The organism is Paenibacillus sp. OV219, assembly GCF_900110075.1.
Lineage (GTDB): Bacteria > Bacillota > Bacilli > Paenibacillales > Paenibacillaceae > Paenibacillus_Z.
This window is the reverse complement of record NZ_FOCJ01000010.1, coordinates 177941-193135: the sequence shown is the minus strand read 5'-3', so window position 1 is coordinate 193135 and position 15195 is coordinate 177941. Positions and strand designations below refer to the sequence as shown.

The 15195-nt window shown below is 55.6% G+C and carries 14 protein-coding genes; 3 read left to right on the top strand and 11 right to left on the bottom strand.

Translation table 11 applies throughout. The annotated features are described in order from the left end of the window. The first annotated feature begins 188 nt into the window (after positions 1-188). The 3 genes from BMY11_RS22865 to BMY11_RS22855 all read left to right on the top strand — a co-directional run bounded on the left by BMY11_RS22865 (position 189) and on the right by BMY11_RS22855 (position 4191). The gene (locus BMY11_RS22865) at positions 189-1310 is read left to right on the top strand and encodes an ROK family transcriptional regulator (protein ID WP_143069328.1); all 1122 of its coding nucleotides are present in this window, start codon (positions 189-191) and stop codon (positions 1308-1310) included. Between the two features lie 292 nt (positions 1311-1602). Further along, positions 1603-2784, top strand: a complete 1182-nt coding sequence (locus BMY11_RS22860; protein ID WP_090581722.1) for a hypothetical protein — start codon at positions 1603-1605, stop codon at positions 2782-2784. 153 nt (positions 2785-2937) lie between these two features. Then, entirely contained in the window at positions 2938-4191 is a 1254-nt protein-coding gene (locus BMY11_RS22855) for a DegT/DnrJ/EryC1/StrS family aminotransferase (RefSeq protein WP_177182784.1), read from the top strand. A 240-nt stretch (positions 4192-4431) separates the two neighbouring features. On the opposite strand, the gene BMY11_RS22850 is transcribed toward BMY11_RS22855, so the two are convergent. From BMY11_RS22850 to BMY11_RS22800, 11 genes are all read right to left on the bottom strand, one after another. After that, positions 4432-5223 (bottom strand): phytanoyl-CoA dioxygenase family protein, encoded by a 792-nt coding sequence (locus BMY11_RS22850; RefSeq protein WP_090581718.1) that lies wholly within the window; start codon positions 5221-5223, stop codon positions 4432-4434. A 225-nt stretch (positions 5224-5448) separates the two neighbouring features. Next, positions 5449-6573, bottom strand: coding sequence for an ABC transporter substrate-binding protein (locus BMY11_RS22845; protein ID WP_090581716.1), 1125 nt, complete (start codon positions 6571-6573; stop codon positions 5449-5451). 59 nt (positions 6574-6632) lie between these two features. Then, complete coding sequence (locus tag BMY11_RS22840) at positions 6633-7955, bottom strand: amidohydrolase family protein (protein ID WP_090581714.1); 1323 nt, start codon at positions 7953-7955, stop codon at positions 6633-6635. Continuing rightward, entirely contained in the window at positions 7955-8818 is an 864-nt protein-coding gene (locus BMY11_RS22835) for an ABC transporter permease (RefSeq protein WP_090581712.1), read from the bottom strand. Before BMY11_RS22835 ends, BMY11_RS22840 begins: the two co-directional genes overlap by 1 nt. A 19-nt stretch (positions 8819-8837) precedes the next feature. Beyond that, on the bottom strand, positions 8838-10169 hold the full coding sequence (locus BMY11_RS22830; RefSeq protein ID WP_090581710.1) for an FAD-binding oxidoreductase: 1332 nt from the start codon (positions 10167-10169) through the stop codon (positions 8838-8840). Between the two features lie 16 nt (positions 10170-10185). Next, complete coding sequence (locus tag BMY11_RS22825) at positions 10186-10989, bottom strand: ABC transporter ATP-binding protein (protein ID WP_090581709.1); 804 nt, start codon at positions 10987-10989, stop codon at positions 10186-10188. A 33-nt stretch (positions 10990-11022) separates the two neighbouring features. Next, positions 11023-11823 (bottom strand): creatininase family protein, encoded by an 801-nt coding sequence (locus BMY11_RS22820; protein ID WP_090581706.1) that lies wholly within the window; start codon positions 11821-11823, stop codon positions 11023-11025. Between the two features lie 17 nt (positions 11824-11840). Then, positions 11841-12707 (bottom strand): fumarylacetoacetate hydrolase family protein, encoded by an 867-nt coding sequence (locus BMY11_RS22815; RefSeq protein ID WP_090581704.1) that lies wholly within the window; start codon positions 12705-12707, stop codon positions 11841-11843. After that, positions 12685-13914, bottom strand: coding sequence for an amidase (locus tag BMY11_RS22810; protein WP_090581703.1), 1230 nt, complete (start codon positions 13912-13914; stop codon positions 12685-12687). The genes BMY11_RS22815 and BMY11_RS22810 overlap by 23 nt, the downstream gene beginning before the upstream one ends. Before the next feature lie 61 nt (positions 13915-13975). Beyond that, positions 13976-14401 carry a cupin domain-containing protein gene (locus tag BMY11_RS22805; protein ID WP_177182783.1) on the bottom strand — a complete coding sequence of 142 codons (426 nt, stop codon included), beginning with the start codon at positions 14399-14401 and terminating at the stop codon, positions 13976-13978. A gap of 19 nt (positions 14402-14420) precedes the next feature. Then, the gene (locus tag BMY11_RS22800; RefSeq protein WP_090581701.1) at positions 14421-15194 is read right to left on the bottom strand and encodes a cysteine hydrolase family protein; all 774 of its coding nucleotides are present in this window, start codon (positions 15192-15194) and stop codon (positions 14421-14423) included. Position 15195 lies beyond the last annotated feature (1 nt).

Here is a 15195-nt window from a genome sequence, read left to right as displayed (position 1 = left end):
GTAGAGTTGTGTTCATTCTTTTTGGACACCAAAAAAACTCCCCTTCAAGTAGCGGTTTATTTATTAAACCTGTCTACTTAAAGGGGAGCATATCAACCCGGAGGCGGCCTTTGCTGCTTTGTGTCGATGGCGTCCCGGCATATGATATAATTCAGATCATAAACTATATCGTATTAAAGGGGTCCACCATGACATTGAACCCATCGGAAAGGGAAGTGCTGAGACTCATTTACGGCAGCGACGGCATTTCCCGTAAAGCGTTAGCCGAAATGTCGGGCTTGTCGCAGGCGAGCTTGACGAAGATTACGAAAACATTGACAGAGCAAGAGCAAATCGAAGAAGGCGAGCGAATCGGTAAAGGGTTGGGGCGTAAAGAGGTGCTGCTGTACGCGAATCCGCGCAAGTATCGCTACCTCGGCATCGACATCGGCAGCTTCAGCATACGGCTGGCCGTTTCCGATAATGGATTGAATATCACGCACCGCAAGCAATTTCAAACCGCACATTTCTCGGGCGAAGAGCCACTCTTGGATCATTTGACACAAGAAATCGCTGCATTCCTCGAGGAGACCGGCAGTAGCGCTATCGACGCGATTGGGATCGGTGTGAGCGGCATCGTCGACGCTGGGCTGCGGCGAATCGTCAACATCCCGAACGTGACGGGCTGGGATAACCTTCACATTGCAGATCATCTGTCGGCAGCGTTTCAATGCCCCGTTTATTTGGACGAAGGCGGCAGGACGATGGCTCTGGCAGAGAAAATGAAGGGAAAAGCGCGCGGTTCGAAGGATTTTGTCGTCGTCCATATCGGCTTCGGAATCGTTGCTGGCATTATGATTAATGGCAGCTTGCTCCGGGGATACCACAATGTCGGCGGACTGCTCGGCCATACGACAGTTGACGAGAGCGCCGGACGCTGCCGATGCGGTAACTACGGCTGCCTGGAGAACGTGGTTACGTTTCCGATATTGGAAGCGGCTTACCGGCAAGGACAAGGTGACAAATCGATATCAATTGTCGAGGCTTATGCCCTAGGTGATAAGGTTGCGATTGATATCTGTCTGAACGCCGGCAAAGCGCTCGGCATCGCGCTTAGCAATCTCGTCAATTTGTTCAATCCCGAGGCGGTTTATATCGGTGGCGCGGTTGCTGAGCAGCTTCCGCTCGTGCTAGAAGAGACGAAACGGACAATATTGCTGCGCGCCAACCGGTTTGCCACTGTAGGGCTGCGGCCTGAAGTGAGCTCGTTCGGCAACAACGAAGGGCTCATGGGCTCGCTTACTTTAGCTGCATCGTCGTTTCTTTTTTAACTCTTGATGACAGGTGCAGGTGCACGGGGATACGCCCTCGTGCCTCTGCTCCGCTTACGTTCTCCCCCCACTCCACTCCGACCGTCTCCCTTCTACATCTCCACTTATCTTCTCCCGTATGGCATGATGTTCAATGCCTCCTGACCGTATTCCTACGAAGCCTCCCATCCCGTTCGAATAGACTGCATTTTTTTGATCTTAGTCTATTTACAAGATGTTTGTTCGTTTATATAATTTACTTATTGAATTAATTAGACATCTTAACTCTAACATGCCAATGAGGAGAGTACCGATGCTAAGAGCCGCTTTTGGAAAAGTATGCGTAACGCCAGAGGAACGGGCACCGCTTCAGGGCTACGATCCCGATATGTTCATCGCACAGCCGCCGGACGATGTGCAAGACGATTTATTCGCCAGATTACTCCTCTTAGACGATGGTCGCTCCCGGCATGTTCTCGTCTCCTTCGACTGCTGCCTCGCGAATGAACAGCCTTTTCTAGCACGCCACTCGCAAGGAAAGACCGGTGAATTCCGCGAGTTTCGGAATACATTTCCTGAAGGCACACGCGGGGCCTGGAGTATAGCGGCGGGAACGACGGAGCAGTGCGTATCCGTGCATGCGACGCACACACATTCGGCACCCGAACAGTTCGGAGAGAAGTACACGAACAGAGTTACTGAGAAGCTTATCCAGCTTACTAACGAGCTTCAGCCTGTCAGGCTAAGGGCAGCGGAAGGCAGCTGCGGAATATCCGTTAATCGGCGGCCGAAGCTTGCTCCGAATGAGTCGCTGCCCGTCGAGCGCTCCATGCACTTCCTGATGTTGGAGACACCGGAGGGCATGCCGCTCGGAGGTATCGTGAACTGCGCCGTTCACCCTACGTCGGTGAACAACCCACGGAATCGCGTGTCACCGGAAATGGTCGGACTTGCGATGGCAAGACTGGAACAGCATTACGGCGGCGGGTTCGTCTCGCTTTTCCTGCAAGGCTTCTCGGGCGATATCGGGCCGAAGGGCTTTTCTTTCGCCATCATGGAAGACACCTACCCGCTCGTTACGAGCCTCGCGGATCAACTTTACATGAGCATTGCCGAGACAGCCGGACGTCTGCAGCCCGTACCTGAGCATCCGCTCGCAGGCGCCTCGCGAATCACCTCTCTTAAGGCACAGGAAGGGTACCCCGTTCAGCAAGTGGATACAGAGCTCCGCGCGCTTCGTCTCGGAGATATTGTACTGCTCTCTTCCTCCTGCGAAGTGTTCGGCAGCTACGCTAGCCGTCTAAGAGAGCGCTGCTCCTCGCAGAGGCTCGTATTATCCGGCGTGTCGAACGGATACACCAGCTATCTTCCATCGCCGGAGGCGTTCACGGATGGTCTCGGCGGCTATGAGCTAAACGCTTCGCCTTACAGTGAAGAAGCTTGTTCCGTGTTTCTTCGCGAAGCGGAGGAACTAATTAAAGAGGTCTCGCCATGATCGTGAGCGTGTGAATCGTCAAGGAAGGTACAACGCAACAACCGCAACAACGCAACGCTAGAGATCATCAGATGAATCGGTTCAGCTCCTACATGGAAGGCAATGCGCTCGTCAGCATCAAGCTAACGGGTCGCAGAGAGGAGAGCGATGAGGATGACGACGACAAATTCAGGGCCTGTGCGCACGAAGCCGTGGGATTTCGGTTTTATTAGCACGGAGGAATTCAGCGAGCTGGAGAAAGAATACGTCATGCGGGTGCTGGACAAGAAACGGGTATTTCGCTACACAGGAAAAGATATCGAGAATTCCGAGGCGTTTAAGCTAGAGGATCTGTATCGGCAGCGAGTTTCGACCCGCCACTGCTTGGCGGTCAATTCCGGCACTTCCGCGCTTATCGCCGCACTTGTCGGCGCAGACATCGGTCCGGGCGATGAAGTCATCGTGCCCGGTTACACGTACATCGCGACTGCTGCGGCTGTGCTCGCGGCTCGCGCCGTTCCGGTCATCGTAGAAGTCGACGACACGCTAACGATGGATCCGGCAAGCTTCGAGGCGGCCATTACGCCGCACACGAAGGCAGTCATTCCTGTCCATATGCGAGGCGTTCCTTGTCAGATGGACGAAATTATGGACATTGCCAGAGCGCACGGACTCACCGTCATTGAAGATGTCGCCCAAGCGAACGGCGGCTCGTATCAAGGCAAGCCGCTCGGCTCCATGGGCGATGCAGGCTGCTTCAGCTTCCAGCAATATAAACTCGTTACGGCTGGAGAAGGCGGCATGGTCACGACGAAAAACGACCGAATTTATTCGCGCGCCAGCATCTACCACGATTCTGCGTTCGTCTACTGGGGTACCGAGCGCCAGCAGAATTATGAAGCCATTCCTGGCGAAAATTACCGGCTCAGCGAATTAAACGCAGCGCTCGCCCTTGCGCAGTCCCAGCGGATCGACCCGATAGTCGCTAAGCTACGGGAGATCAAGAAGGCGATCGTGAGCGGCATTGCTGACATTCCGTCCATTCAGCTGCAACGAATTCCAGATCCTGAAGGCGATGTATCATACAGCCTCGTCTTCTACCTGCATACGGCGGATGATGCGCAAAGCTTCTCGTCCCGCCTAGCGGCGGAAGGCATCCCGAATGGCACAATCAGCAATAACGGCTTTGCCGACCGGCATATCTATACGAACTGGTCGTATGTGTTAGACAAACGCGGCGTTTCCGAACACGATAATCCCTGGACTTGCGCAAGCTATAAGGGCAACGCGCAATATTCACAGGATATGTGCCCTAACACGCTGAACTGGCTCGGACGCGCCATCGCCATCGCACTGCATCAGCGGATGACGGAAGAGGATGTATCCGATGTCGTTCTCGCCGTCCGTAAAGTGGCGGGCGTACAGTAACAGAGCAGAGCGTAAAGGCGAAAGGCCGAAGCTTCTCTAGAAAGTCTCAGGAGCGAAGGCCGAGGCTTCCCACCTTACAAAAAAAAGGAGACCCGCTGGCAACGGGCCGCGGGTCTTAAAAGAATATATATAATAGGGGGTTGAGTCTTATTATAGAGACTGAAGATTAAAACAAGATGAAAATGGCATTGCAGTTCCATTACAATTGCGTGTCAGAACGAGTAACATGAACGGCTATTATTACGCCAGCTTCGGCAGCAGTCCTCCGCCAAGCTGATCTCCCGGCTCAAATCCAAGACCATCAGTTATAATATGACCCGCTCCGCTATACCGCGTACCGTCCTCCAAGAAAATAATCGCAAGCGCCCGACGCGGCTTGTCGGTCGAATTCGCATGTGCGAAGTGGAACGTCATGCCGTCATGGAACGTGCAGCTGCCTGCTTTCATGCGGCAAATGACCGCCGTATTGCGGTCAAGCTCCTTCGCGCCTTCCTGCTCAAAAATATCTTCAGGCGTGACAAGATCAACGCCTTTCAAGTTGCGGATCTTCTGCGACTTCGGCACGAACATCATGCAGCCATTATGCTCATCGACGTCGTCGAGCGCGACCCAGATCGAGAACGCGATCATCGGCTTGTCGCCCTCGATCGGCCAATACGGACGGTCCTGATGCCACGGCGTCACCTTTGAATCGCCAGGCATCTTCAGCAGTGCATGATCGTGGAACAGCCGAATGCCGTCAAAGCCGGTCAGCTGCTTGCCCAAGTCCGCGAAGCGCTCGCCTAGCACGAACCGCGCCATGCCGCCGTGATCGCGCCATGTGTTCACTCGCTGATTCAGCACTTTGAAATAAGCGCCCCCCGCTTCAGACGTTTGAACACCACGTCCGCCCTGCGCGTTCATCGTCTCGTCCATATGCTGGCGAAGCTCCTCCAGCTCCTCCGGCGACAGCACGTTATCAATTTGAACAAAGCCATTTTCCCGGTAAAATCGCACCTTATCTTCGCTAATTTGCATCTTCGAAATGATCATCTATGAAACGCCCCTTCACGCTTTAGAATATACTTCTACTGTACATCTGAAAGCGGTATCCTTCTTGGAGGATATGGGGAAAAACTAAGACGATCTGCCAACGAACACATCTATATGATCCTCTATCGACTTTTTGCCAGACAGAAGAGGCTGATCCATTGGGTCACGTTCGACCTTTAGGAACAGCCTCTATTACATTTCCCCGGTTATTGGAGTGAACCCCTTTTATTTAGCGGCATTCGCCTTCTCGACGAACTCATCCGTGAATGCCTTGGAAACGTCTTGGGATTTCTTGATGACGCCGAGGTCGAGCAGCTGTTTGTTCATTTCTTCCCAACGCTCCGTCGTCATTGTGCCCACGCCCTTAGTTTCAGCGTCTCCTCCGTAAACTAGCGGCTGCAGCGCTTTCGAACTGTAGGCGAACCGATCGAGCGACTCATCCGGATTTTCCTTCAATATGCTAGGGTTGATTTCATCCGAATGATCCTTATAATAGTCCCATCCTTTTATCGTCGCGTCGACGAATGCCTGCACCTCATCCGGATGCTCCTTCAGGAAAGACTCAGTCGTAATCATCACATTAGCGTAAGGCGAATAGCCGTAATCCGCGATTAGCAGACTTCCGACTTTTACGCCCTGTTGGTCCAGGACATACGGCTCGGCCGTGATGTAGCTTTGCACCACTGATTTGTCGTCGGCCATGAAGGAAGCAAGCTCGTAATTATATTTCATTTGCTTCGTCTTGCTCAGATCGAATTTCTTCTTCAAAAACTCCCAATAGGTTATGCCGTTGCTGACGTACACCGTCCGCCCGTTCAAATCCTCGATACTCTTAATGCCTTGCCCCTCATGATAAGTGAACGACTGCGGACTCTTCTGGAACGTGCCTAGAATAGCGACGACCGGAATGCCCTGATCCCGGGCGACCAACACCTCGTCGCTAGAGCTCATAGCGAATTGGGCTTTGCCCGAGAGGAGAAGCTGCGTTCCCGACACGTTGACTCCCGGGGTAATCGTCATGTCGAAGCCGGCGTCCTTGTAGAAGCCTTTAGCCAAAGCAGTGTAGTTGCCGCCATGCTCGGCTTGCGCATACCAATTCGTAATTTGGGTGATCGGGATAAGCGCCTTTTCAGATGATTCGGATGTGGAGGATGTCGATGTGGAAGACGTATCGGACGAGGCCGCTTCGTTTGAAGCCGTTTCGTTCGAAGCCGTTGCCGCTGCTTCCTGCGAAGAATTCGTGTTATTGTTGGAAGAACAAGCCGAAACGAGAAGTGTAAGCATAAGAACGATTAAGAACGGAATTGAGCTTTTTGAGAACCTCACAGTACGGAATTCATGTTTAGTCATCTTTTTTCCCTCCACTTTTCTCTATAGGTTAGCATGCGTTTCGATTCATGACCCAAACCCTATTCAAGCCTCATGCCAAGCTCCAAACGGTCTTCCTGTACCAACGCGCTGACCCATCGACCTTGAACAGCCACCCAGCGGGACGGAGATCCCTCAACCAACAACTGCTCGGCGTTCGCGGCGTCCAGAACGGCCAGATCGGCCGAGCATCCTTCACGGATACCGTACGACGCCGTTAGTCCCATCAGGGAGGCGGGCGTTACAGTGATCATGCGAAGCAATACGTCCGGATCGTCCGCAGACCCCATTTGAGCGGCATAGGCGGTTAACAAGGCGATCTGCGCCAGATCCCCCTTTCCGAAGGGATGGAACGGATCTCGTATGTTATCCGATGCCGCCGCCGTGGCGACGCCCGCTTCCAGCAGCTCCTTAACTCTGGTCACCCCCCTTCGAATCGGACCGTCATCGGCCCTGCCTTGCAAATACAGGTTGGCAGCCGGAAGCGTCACCGCCCCGACCTTCGCGCGGGCCATCTCTTCGATGATTGGCCTAGCTTCGCTGCTCGGCATGCTGGAGAGTGAACACAGATGGCCTGCCGTTACGCGGCCTTCGTAGCCATACTCCCTCGTCATCCGAGCGATCGGAATGACCGTGCGGACGAACGGATCGTCTCTTTCGTCAACGTGCAAATCGATCGGCACATCGAGGCGCGTCGCAATATCGAACAGATGGCGGATGTCTGCCTCTGGATCCTCGTTCAAATGCGGACAGCCGCCGATTCCATCCATCCCAAGCCCGATCAGCTCCTTAGCTAGCTCCGCGGTCTCGCGCGGCACTTGCCCGAACGACAGCATCGGGAACAGTTGCAGCTGGACATGTCCCTTGAGCGCCTCCTTCGCTTCCAGCGCTGCCTCCACGGTTCGGAACATGATGTCCCTGCCGAGCCAGGCATGCATATCCAAGTGCGTCCGCATATGCACCGTGCCATGCCGTAATCCCATCTTGGCCGTGCGGATAATACGCTCGCGGATTTCCTCCTTGGAAAAGCGATCCACATGCTGCCCGTAGTTGGAAATCGCCTCCAAAAGCGTACCTGATGCATTACCCACCCGCGGGAGCGATAACGCTTTGTCCAAATGCATATGCATGTCGACAAAGCCCGGCACCGCGATTCGGCCTTCGAGATCCACAGCGGAGGCAGCCCGGCCGTCCGCACCGATCGCTTCCTTCGATGCGATCGAAACCGCATCGTGTCGGACGGTTTTCTCTGTACTTGCGACGACTGATATCCATCTTCCGTCCTCCGCAATCAGCTCGTACCAGCGGTCGTCCCCGTTAAGCGGCAAGCGCGCGTTTACGATGTGGAGCTTACCTGCGCGCATCAGTTATCCCTCCCTAGCTCGGACTCGTGCCAGGAGCTAAGAAGCAGCTTGGAAATTCGATTCACAATGAGGTAGAAGGTGATGCCCATGAGGGATGCCGACAGTCCGCAAGCGAACAGATACGACGTATTCATCCGTACGGCTGCCACTGTGATCGCGTATCCGAGACCGCCTTTGCTGCCTCCTACGCCTGCCATGTATTCGCCGACGATCGCCCCGATTACGGACAGGGTAGCTGAGATTTTGAGACCTGCGAGCATATACGGCATTGCGGCCGGAAACCGCAGCTTCCACATCATTTGGAAAGGAGAAGCATTATAGAGGAAGAACAGGTTTTTCATATTGTGGTCGGTCGAGTTAAGGCCGATCAGCGTGTTCGACAGCATCGGGAAGAAGCCGATAAGGAATGTAATAAACACGATGGCGTTAAATCCGGCTCCAAACCAGATGACGATGATCGGGGCAATCGCGATGATTGGAATCGTCTGCAGGATGATCGCATAGGGGTACACACTTTTTTCCACCCATTTGGAGCTCGCCAGCAGCACCGCTCCCAAGACACCTAGAATGAAGCTTAAAATAAAGCCGATCAGTGTCTCATAGGCGGTCGTCCACAGCGAAGCGAGAAGACTAGACCCGTTCTCCACCGCGGATCTCACGATGTCCGTCGGCCTCGGCACAAGGAAGATCGGAACGTCGAATAACCGGCAAATCCACTCCCAGCCTCCAACGAATATGATAAAAGCCGCGAGCGACGGCGAGTACCCTATCGCTTTCCTCAACCATTCACGCCGGATTGTAGCGTTCTTCGGCGGTGAATACTCGCTGCCCACGATTCTCATATCGGTGATCGTTTTTTCCATGCGCTTAACCTCCTTCTAGTTAGTCCGCCGGATCGGCAACAAGCTTGCCCGGATTCAGCAGACCGAGCGGATCGTTGACTCTCTTCCGTTCAACCATACCCCCGTAGGTCGTGCTGCGGGGGCTGACGGTCCAGGTATGCGGATCGGATACCGACACCCCAATCGTTTCGAAGTACGCGACGATTTCGTAGAGCCGCTCCTCGGTCGAATACCGGATGACTGGCAGAGCAATCGGGAAGATGACGCCTCCCGCCATCATCCATTCCATATGAAGCAGCACTTCGTCACCGAATTTGCCTTTAATCGAAGCGATCTGATCCATGAAACTCGTGGCCGAAAAGCCCGACTGCAAGTACGTATAGCTCGGATCGGCGCGCAGCGACCATAGCGTCGTGTGATTCCATGTAAAATCGGACAAGCTGATGCCTTTGCGATATTGCGAGGAGTCCTTCACGTAGCCCATTCTTCCGTTAGCCTGTTTCGCGTGAGCCGATACCGCCTCCAGATAGCCTTCTTCCGTCTCCAGCAATACTGCAGCGGATCCTTTCTCCAGCTGCTTCGCGAGCGGTGTGAAATAGCTCGGCAGCGGCCACTCGCTAAGGCTGACCATCCGTTTCGGAATGGAGACGTCGTGCGCGACGGCGTTGCCGAAGAGCGCAGCCTCCTCCAAACTGTCGAACTGACAGATGGATTCTTGCCACAACCTTGCAGGCGCCAGAGGAATGACAACCTCGGTTACAATGCCTGTCGTTCCATAGCTGTGGATGTAATCCTGCACCTCCGTCCCCGACACAATAACCCTCTTGGGCGACTGCTCCATCGTATAAATCGTCGCTTCAAGAACGTTGCCATCCCAGAGATTGCCCCAAGTAATTGAGCCAATGCCGCCGGAGCCTCCGCTAATAAACCCTCCGATCGTGGCGACCATAAGCGTGCTCGGGTAAATGCGGAGCTCCTGACCGGATTCACGAACCGCTTTTTCCAGCACGCCGAGCTTCACTCCACACTGGCAGCGAGCGTAGCCGTTACCGATCTCGACAATCTTGTTGAGCCCGCTGACGTCGAGCAATATGCCTCCTTCTAGCGGCACAGCCTGCCCGTAGTTCCCGGTTCCGGCACCTCGAGGCGTGATCGGAATCCGATGTGCGTAAGCGTACGCGAGCGTCTTCGCAACATCCTCCTCGCTATCCGCCTTTACGGCGCCATCGGCGATTTTCCCTCTCAGCTTTGCATCCAGAACCGGGGAGTACCAGTAATAGTCCTTCGACAGCTTCTCGACCGCAGATGAATCCAGTACCAGCTTCTTCTCTCCAAGCAGCTCGGCAACGTCGCTCTCCCATCCTTTACCCACGCTCTCCACCTGCCTTCTAATGTTTTAAAGCGCCGGATACGCTCCGCACGAGCTCCCCGAAACGAGCTGTCGTGCGGAAGTCCACATCCCGGGGAAACGAGACGTCGATTGGAACGATGTCTGACACCTTGCCCGGACGAGGCGTCATGACGACGACCCGCGTCGATAGAAACACCGCTTCGAACACGTTATGCGTGACGAACAGCACTGTCATGGCCTTCTCTTTCTCCCAGATAGCCAGCAATTCGTCCTGAAGCGTCTGCCTCGTAATTTCGTCCAGGGCGCCGAACGGCTCATCCATCAGCAGCAGCTTCGGCTTGGACACGAGCGCCCGCGCAATCGACACGCGCATCTTCATGCCGCCGGACAGCATGCGAGGCAGTGCCTTCGTGTAGTCCTTCAGCCCGACGAGCTCCAGGACCCGCTCCGCTTCTTCCTTGCGCGTCTTTTTCGAATCGCCCCGCAATTTAAGCGGAAGCATTACATTCTCAATGACGGACGACCACGGCAGCAGGGTGTGCTCCTGAAAGACGAAAGCCGTGCTATTCTCTTTACGGGCATCCTTCGGCGACTTGCCGAGAATTTCAAGCTGCCCCGAGGTCGGCTCGCTCAGCCCCGAAATGAGCTTAAAGATGGTCGATTTGCCGCAGCCGGAAGGGCCGACGAAGGAGACGAACTCTCCCTTGGTCAAATTCAGATTCACTTCCTGCAGTGCGACTGTTCCGTTCGGATATATCTTGGATAAGCTTTGCATCCGTACGAACGATTCATGATTCGTGCCGATTTCGGTATCGGCGACCCTGCTTTCCAACAGCTCCATTCGAACCGCCCCCCGCCTCTTAAAGTGAATAGCCTACTTCTTCAGACTGCCCATATCAAAGCTGGCCAGCTCCAGCAGTGCAGCCGCCATCGCCAGACCTCCTCGCCGCAGCAGCAGTTCTCCGTATTCCGCATCCGCGAGCCTTGCGTTGCCCGCGATGCCGGATTCCGAAATATCGCTCATGACCCAGGCGAAGGCCTTCGACCGAAATTGCAGCAGCGGCGAGGTTGGCAAATTCGGGATTTCGTCGGGAGCCTCATTCATAGCTACCCAATGCTTTCTCACTGCGAGCACGAGTGAGGTCTCGACTTCCCCGCCGTGAATATCCAGCGTCGGCTCCCGGTATTGCAGCACCTCGGGATCGGCCGTAGCATTCACATGCAATTGATAGACAATAAGTCCGGTTTCCTTGCGAATGTCGCGTCCCATCATGTTCAGCAGGTCGACGTTTCCACCGTGGGTATTATAAAAGACCAATTTGCGGAATCCGCTGAGCTGCAAGCTCTTGGCGATATCCATCAGCACGGCCATCAATGTCGACGCGGACAGCGAGATGGTGCCGGGATGACCGAGATGCTCCGTACTCTTGCCATAAGGCAATGGAGGCAGCAGCCAGACCGGCGCATCATCCGGCAGCGCTTCGAATCCGCAGGTCAAGAAGCTTTCATTAATAAGCGTGTCGGTATACGTCGGCAAGTGGGGCCCGTGCTGTTCGACGGCGCCGATCGGCAGGACGACGACAGCGTCCTCCTTGTCGAGCTCCGCGACCTGCTTGCGGCTCAGCCGAGGCAGGAAGTGGGTGTCCCACGCTTTTCCGATATTGCGAGTAAACATGGCAGAGCTCCTCCTTTTTAGTCGGCAGCTACCGGATTGATCAGCGGCAGAAAGCCTTCAATCCAGCCTTGCGCTTCGTCGCCCGCACGAATGATGACAGGCCCCGGTGTACCGGTTAGAATAATGTCCCCGGGCAGAAGCGTCATGACCCGAGAATGAAACGCGACGATCCACCAGGGGCGAAAACGCATTTGCGAGACGGTATTGCGATGGACCTCTGTCCCGTTTAATACGGTCGAGATCTCCAGCTTATGCACATCCTCTATCTCGCCCACTGTCAGCAATTGCGGACCGATGCTCAGGAACGTATCGAAGCTTTTGGCTCGCGTAAGATAGCGGGGGTTCATCTCATGAATGTCAGCCGCCGTCATGTCCAGCGCCGTCGCGAATCCTGCCACATAATCAGGCGCCTCTTCCTCGCTCACGTTCCGGCATACCTTGCCAATGACGATGGCGAGCTCCGCTTCAGCAGTGACGCGCTCCGCTTGCCTCGGCAAGCGTACGGGCTCGCCAGGTCCGATCAGCGTCGTGTCCGGTTTCATAAAGCTGACCGGCTCTTCGCCCGGGTCCGGGGGAGCCGGCGGCTCTCCAGACGGGCGATAGTTCATGCCGATTCCCCAAATTTTGCGGGGATTCCGGTAGAGAAGCCCGAACGCGACCTCCGTTTCCGGCACGGCTTCCACTTCCAGCAGCAGCCGTGCCTCCCCTTCCTCCTTATACCAGCTGGAGAGAGCTTCCCACCTGCCGCTGGCGATAAGCTCCCCGATTTGCAGGGGCCAATTCGCTTCGAACGCTTCATTAATACGGGAGAGCTTTATCCATCCGTGAGGGGCTTGAACGGCCGCCTCCTCTAGTTCTCCGTCACACAGCGTGGCCAGTATCATATGAATTCCCTCTTTTCTCATCGAGCTGCACGGCCCAATTCAGCAATTCCCGGTCGAACCCCGCAGGCGCGATAAACGACAGCCCGATCGGAAGACCGGATGCGTTCGCGCCTGGAATCGTAAGCTGGGGGAGCCCCGCCAATCCGGATATCGCCGTCAACTGCAGCAACCGATAGCGGTAGCGCTCCAGCACTTCGTATTCCTCGCCGATCCGCGGCGCAGCCCCCGGCGCTGTCGGCACGACCAGAATCGCGTCATCTCCGAGCAGCTCCGCAAGCCGCGCTCGCCGCTCCTCTCGTTGCCTGCGCGCCGGCGCTTCCTCCTCCAGCCGAAGATGCCGGGTCCATTCCATGCGCCCCGCAATGTCAGGGGCGAAGAGCGGCTGTACATCTTCAATCCAAGCGCCGTGGGCTCTGCGAATTTCAAGTCCTTGCAGCACGCGGAAGTTCGTCATCCATTCTGCCAATCCTTCCGGAGCGATGATCTCCGAGGTCCGGTTCCCGAATTCGGCCTCCAGACGGGCCAATGTAGCCGCCCATGCGTCCGTCGTCTCGCGCTGCACCAATTCCCATGCATCCTGCGCGAATATGAGGCGCCGGAACGGACTGGAAGGAGCGATATCAGCGCCACTCACGCGCTCCGGTTCTCTTAGGAGGAGTGCTTGACCGACCGCTCGCAGCGTCTGTGCATCGCGAGCAAACCAGCCGACGGTATCGAAGCTTGGCGCAAGGGGAATGACCCCCTCCAAGGAAACAGCGTCATGCGTCGGCCGGAAGCCGTATATTCCGCAATAGGATGCAGGCACCCGTACGGATCCGCCAGTGTCCGTCCCAATAGCGAAGCGGACGTAGCCGCCTGCGACCGCGACAGCCGAGCCGCTGGACGAGCCGCCGGGAATACGCTCCGGATCCGCCGGATTGACCGGCGTTCCGTAATGGACATTTTCCCCGTTCAAGCTGTACATCAGCTCATCGGTATGGGTTACTCCGGTCAACGTAGCGCCGGCTGCGAGCAGCCGCTCGATCACGGCGGCGTGGCGCTCTGCGCTTGGATGAGTTCGCAACCAGTCCGGATTGCCCGCGGCATTCGCATGTCCCCTGACGTGGAACACATCCTTAACGGCGAAGGTCATGCCGTCCAGCACCCCGTCTCCAGTCGGTTCTGCCTTAACGCTAGCGTCGATGAAAGCGCGATGCACATCCTTCATATTCGGTCTCCCTTCTACTCTGAAAAGCACCGGAGGCTATTTCTTACCGATTAGCATTCGATCAGCGAAGTGCTGACAGCACCCGCAGATCCTCATCGTCAAGCGAAGCCGCAGGACCTGATTTGATCAGATCGGAGAACTTCTCATCCGGGACCATCGTCGTCAGTACATACAATCGTGAATCCCCCGTGTTACGGACCTGATGCATCTCTCCGGGACTAACGATGAAATAGGTGCCTTGGCGGATCGGGATGCTTGCGTCCCCGACCGATGCGATACCCTCCCCGTGAAGCACATAGAAGTACTCATATGCTTCGGCGTGCTCGTTCGGCGGAGTCTGTCCGCCAACATCGAATATTTCCACGACGGAGACGAATGGAACTTGTGTGCCGTCGCAGAGGAGCACGAACTTGTTGCTGTCGGAGGGAGAAATTTTGTAAACCGGGCTTTCGTCGAAACGGCCCGCAATCATAGGCATAGTCATCATAGGATGGACTTCCTCCCCTTCATGAGCATGAAATAGTCGTTTCGAGAGCTCGTAATACTGCCTCGGAATCCGTCAGGAAGCCGTAACACTGCTTGACGTTGTAATACGTCGCTTCAATGCAATATCCAGGCGAGTTCGTGGCACACAAGTCTTTCAGCAGCAGCGCATCGTAGCCGGCGTTCACGGCGTCCTGCAGCGTCGCCATGACGCATTGATCGAGATTAACGCCGGCGAACAGAATCGTATCCACCCGCAGATTGCGCAGGATGCTGTCCAGCGGCGTGTCAACGAAGCCGCTCATCCGGTACTTATCTACTCGAATGTCTTCGGGCCCGACCTCGAGCTCCTCCAGAATCTCCGCCCCCCAGCTTCCCTTCTCGAGCACCTTGGAGCTATTACCTGGCAGCGTTTCGCCGATGCCGATGCCAGCTCCCGTTCCGTTGTACACGTGCAGGACGGATGGGCTAAGGTTCAGCCGATCCGGGCGGTTACCCCAGTTCAGCCAGATGACTGGGATACTCTCCCGCCGCATTTGCGACAAGAAACGGTTCTGCCTCTCAACCGGTTCGCGAAGCGGAGCGTAATCGGCTCCGATGAAATCAAGCCAGCCTCCCGGCGAGCAGAAATCGTTCTGCATGTCGACGACGATGACAGCCGTTCGGCTCATATCAAGCGTGACGGACTGGGGAGCGGCTTCAACCGTTGCGGTTTGTTCCGATTGCGGAGATCTCCTAAGATCAGCCGAATGCGCCGATACCTTCCAATCGTTGCGCCCGTATCCGATTCGAATCATG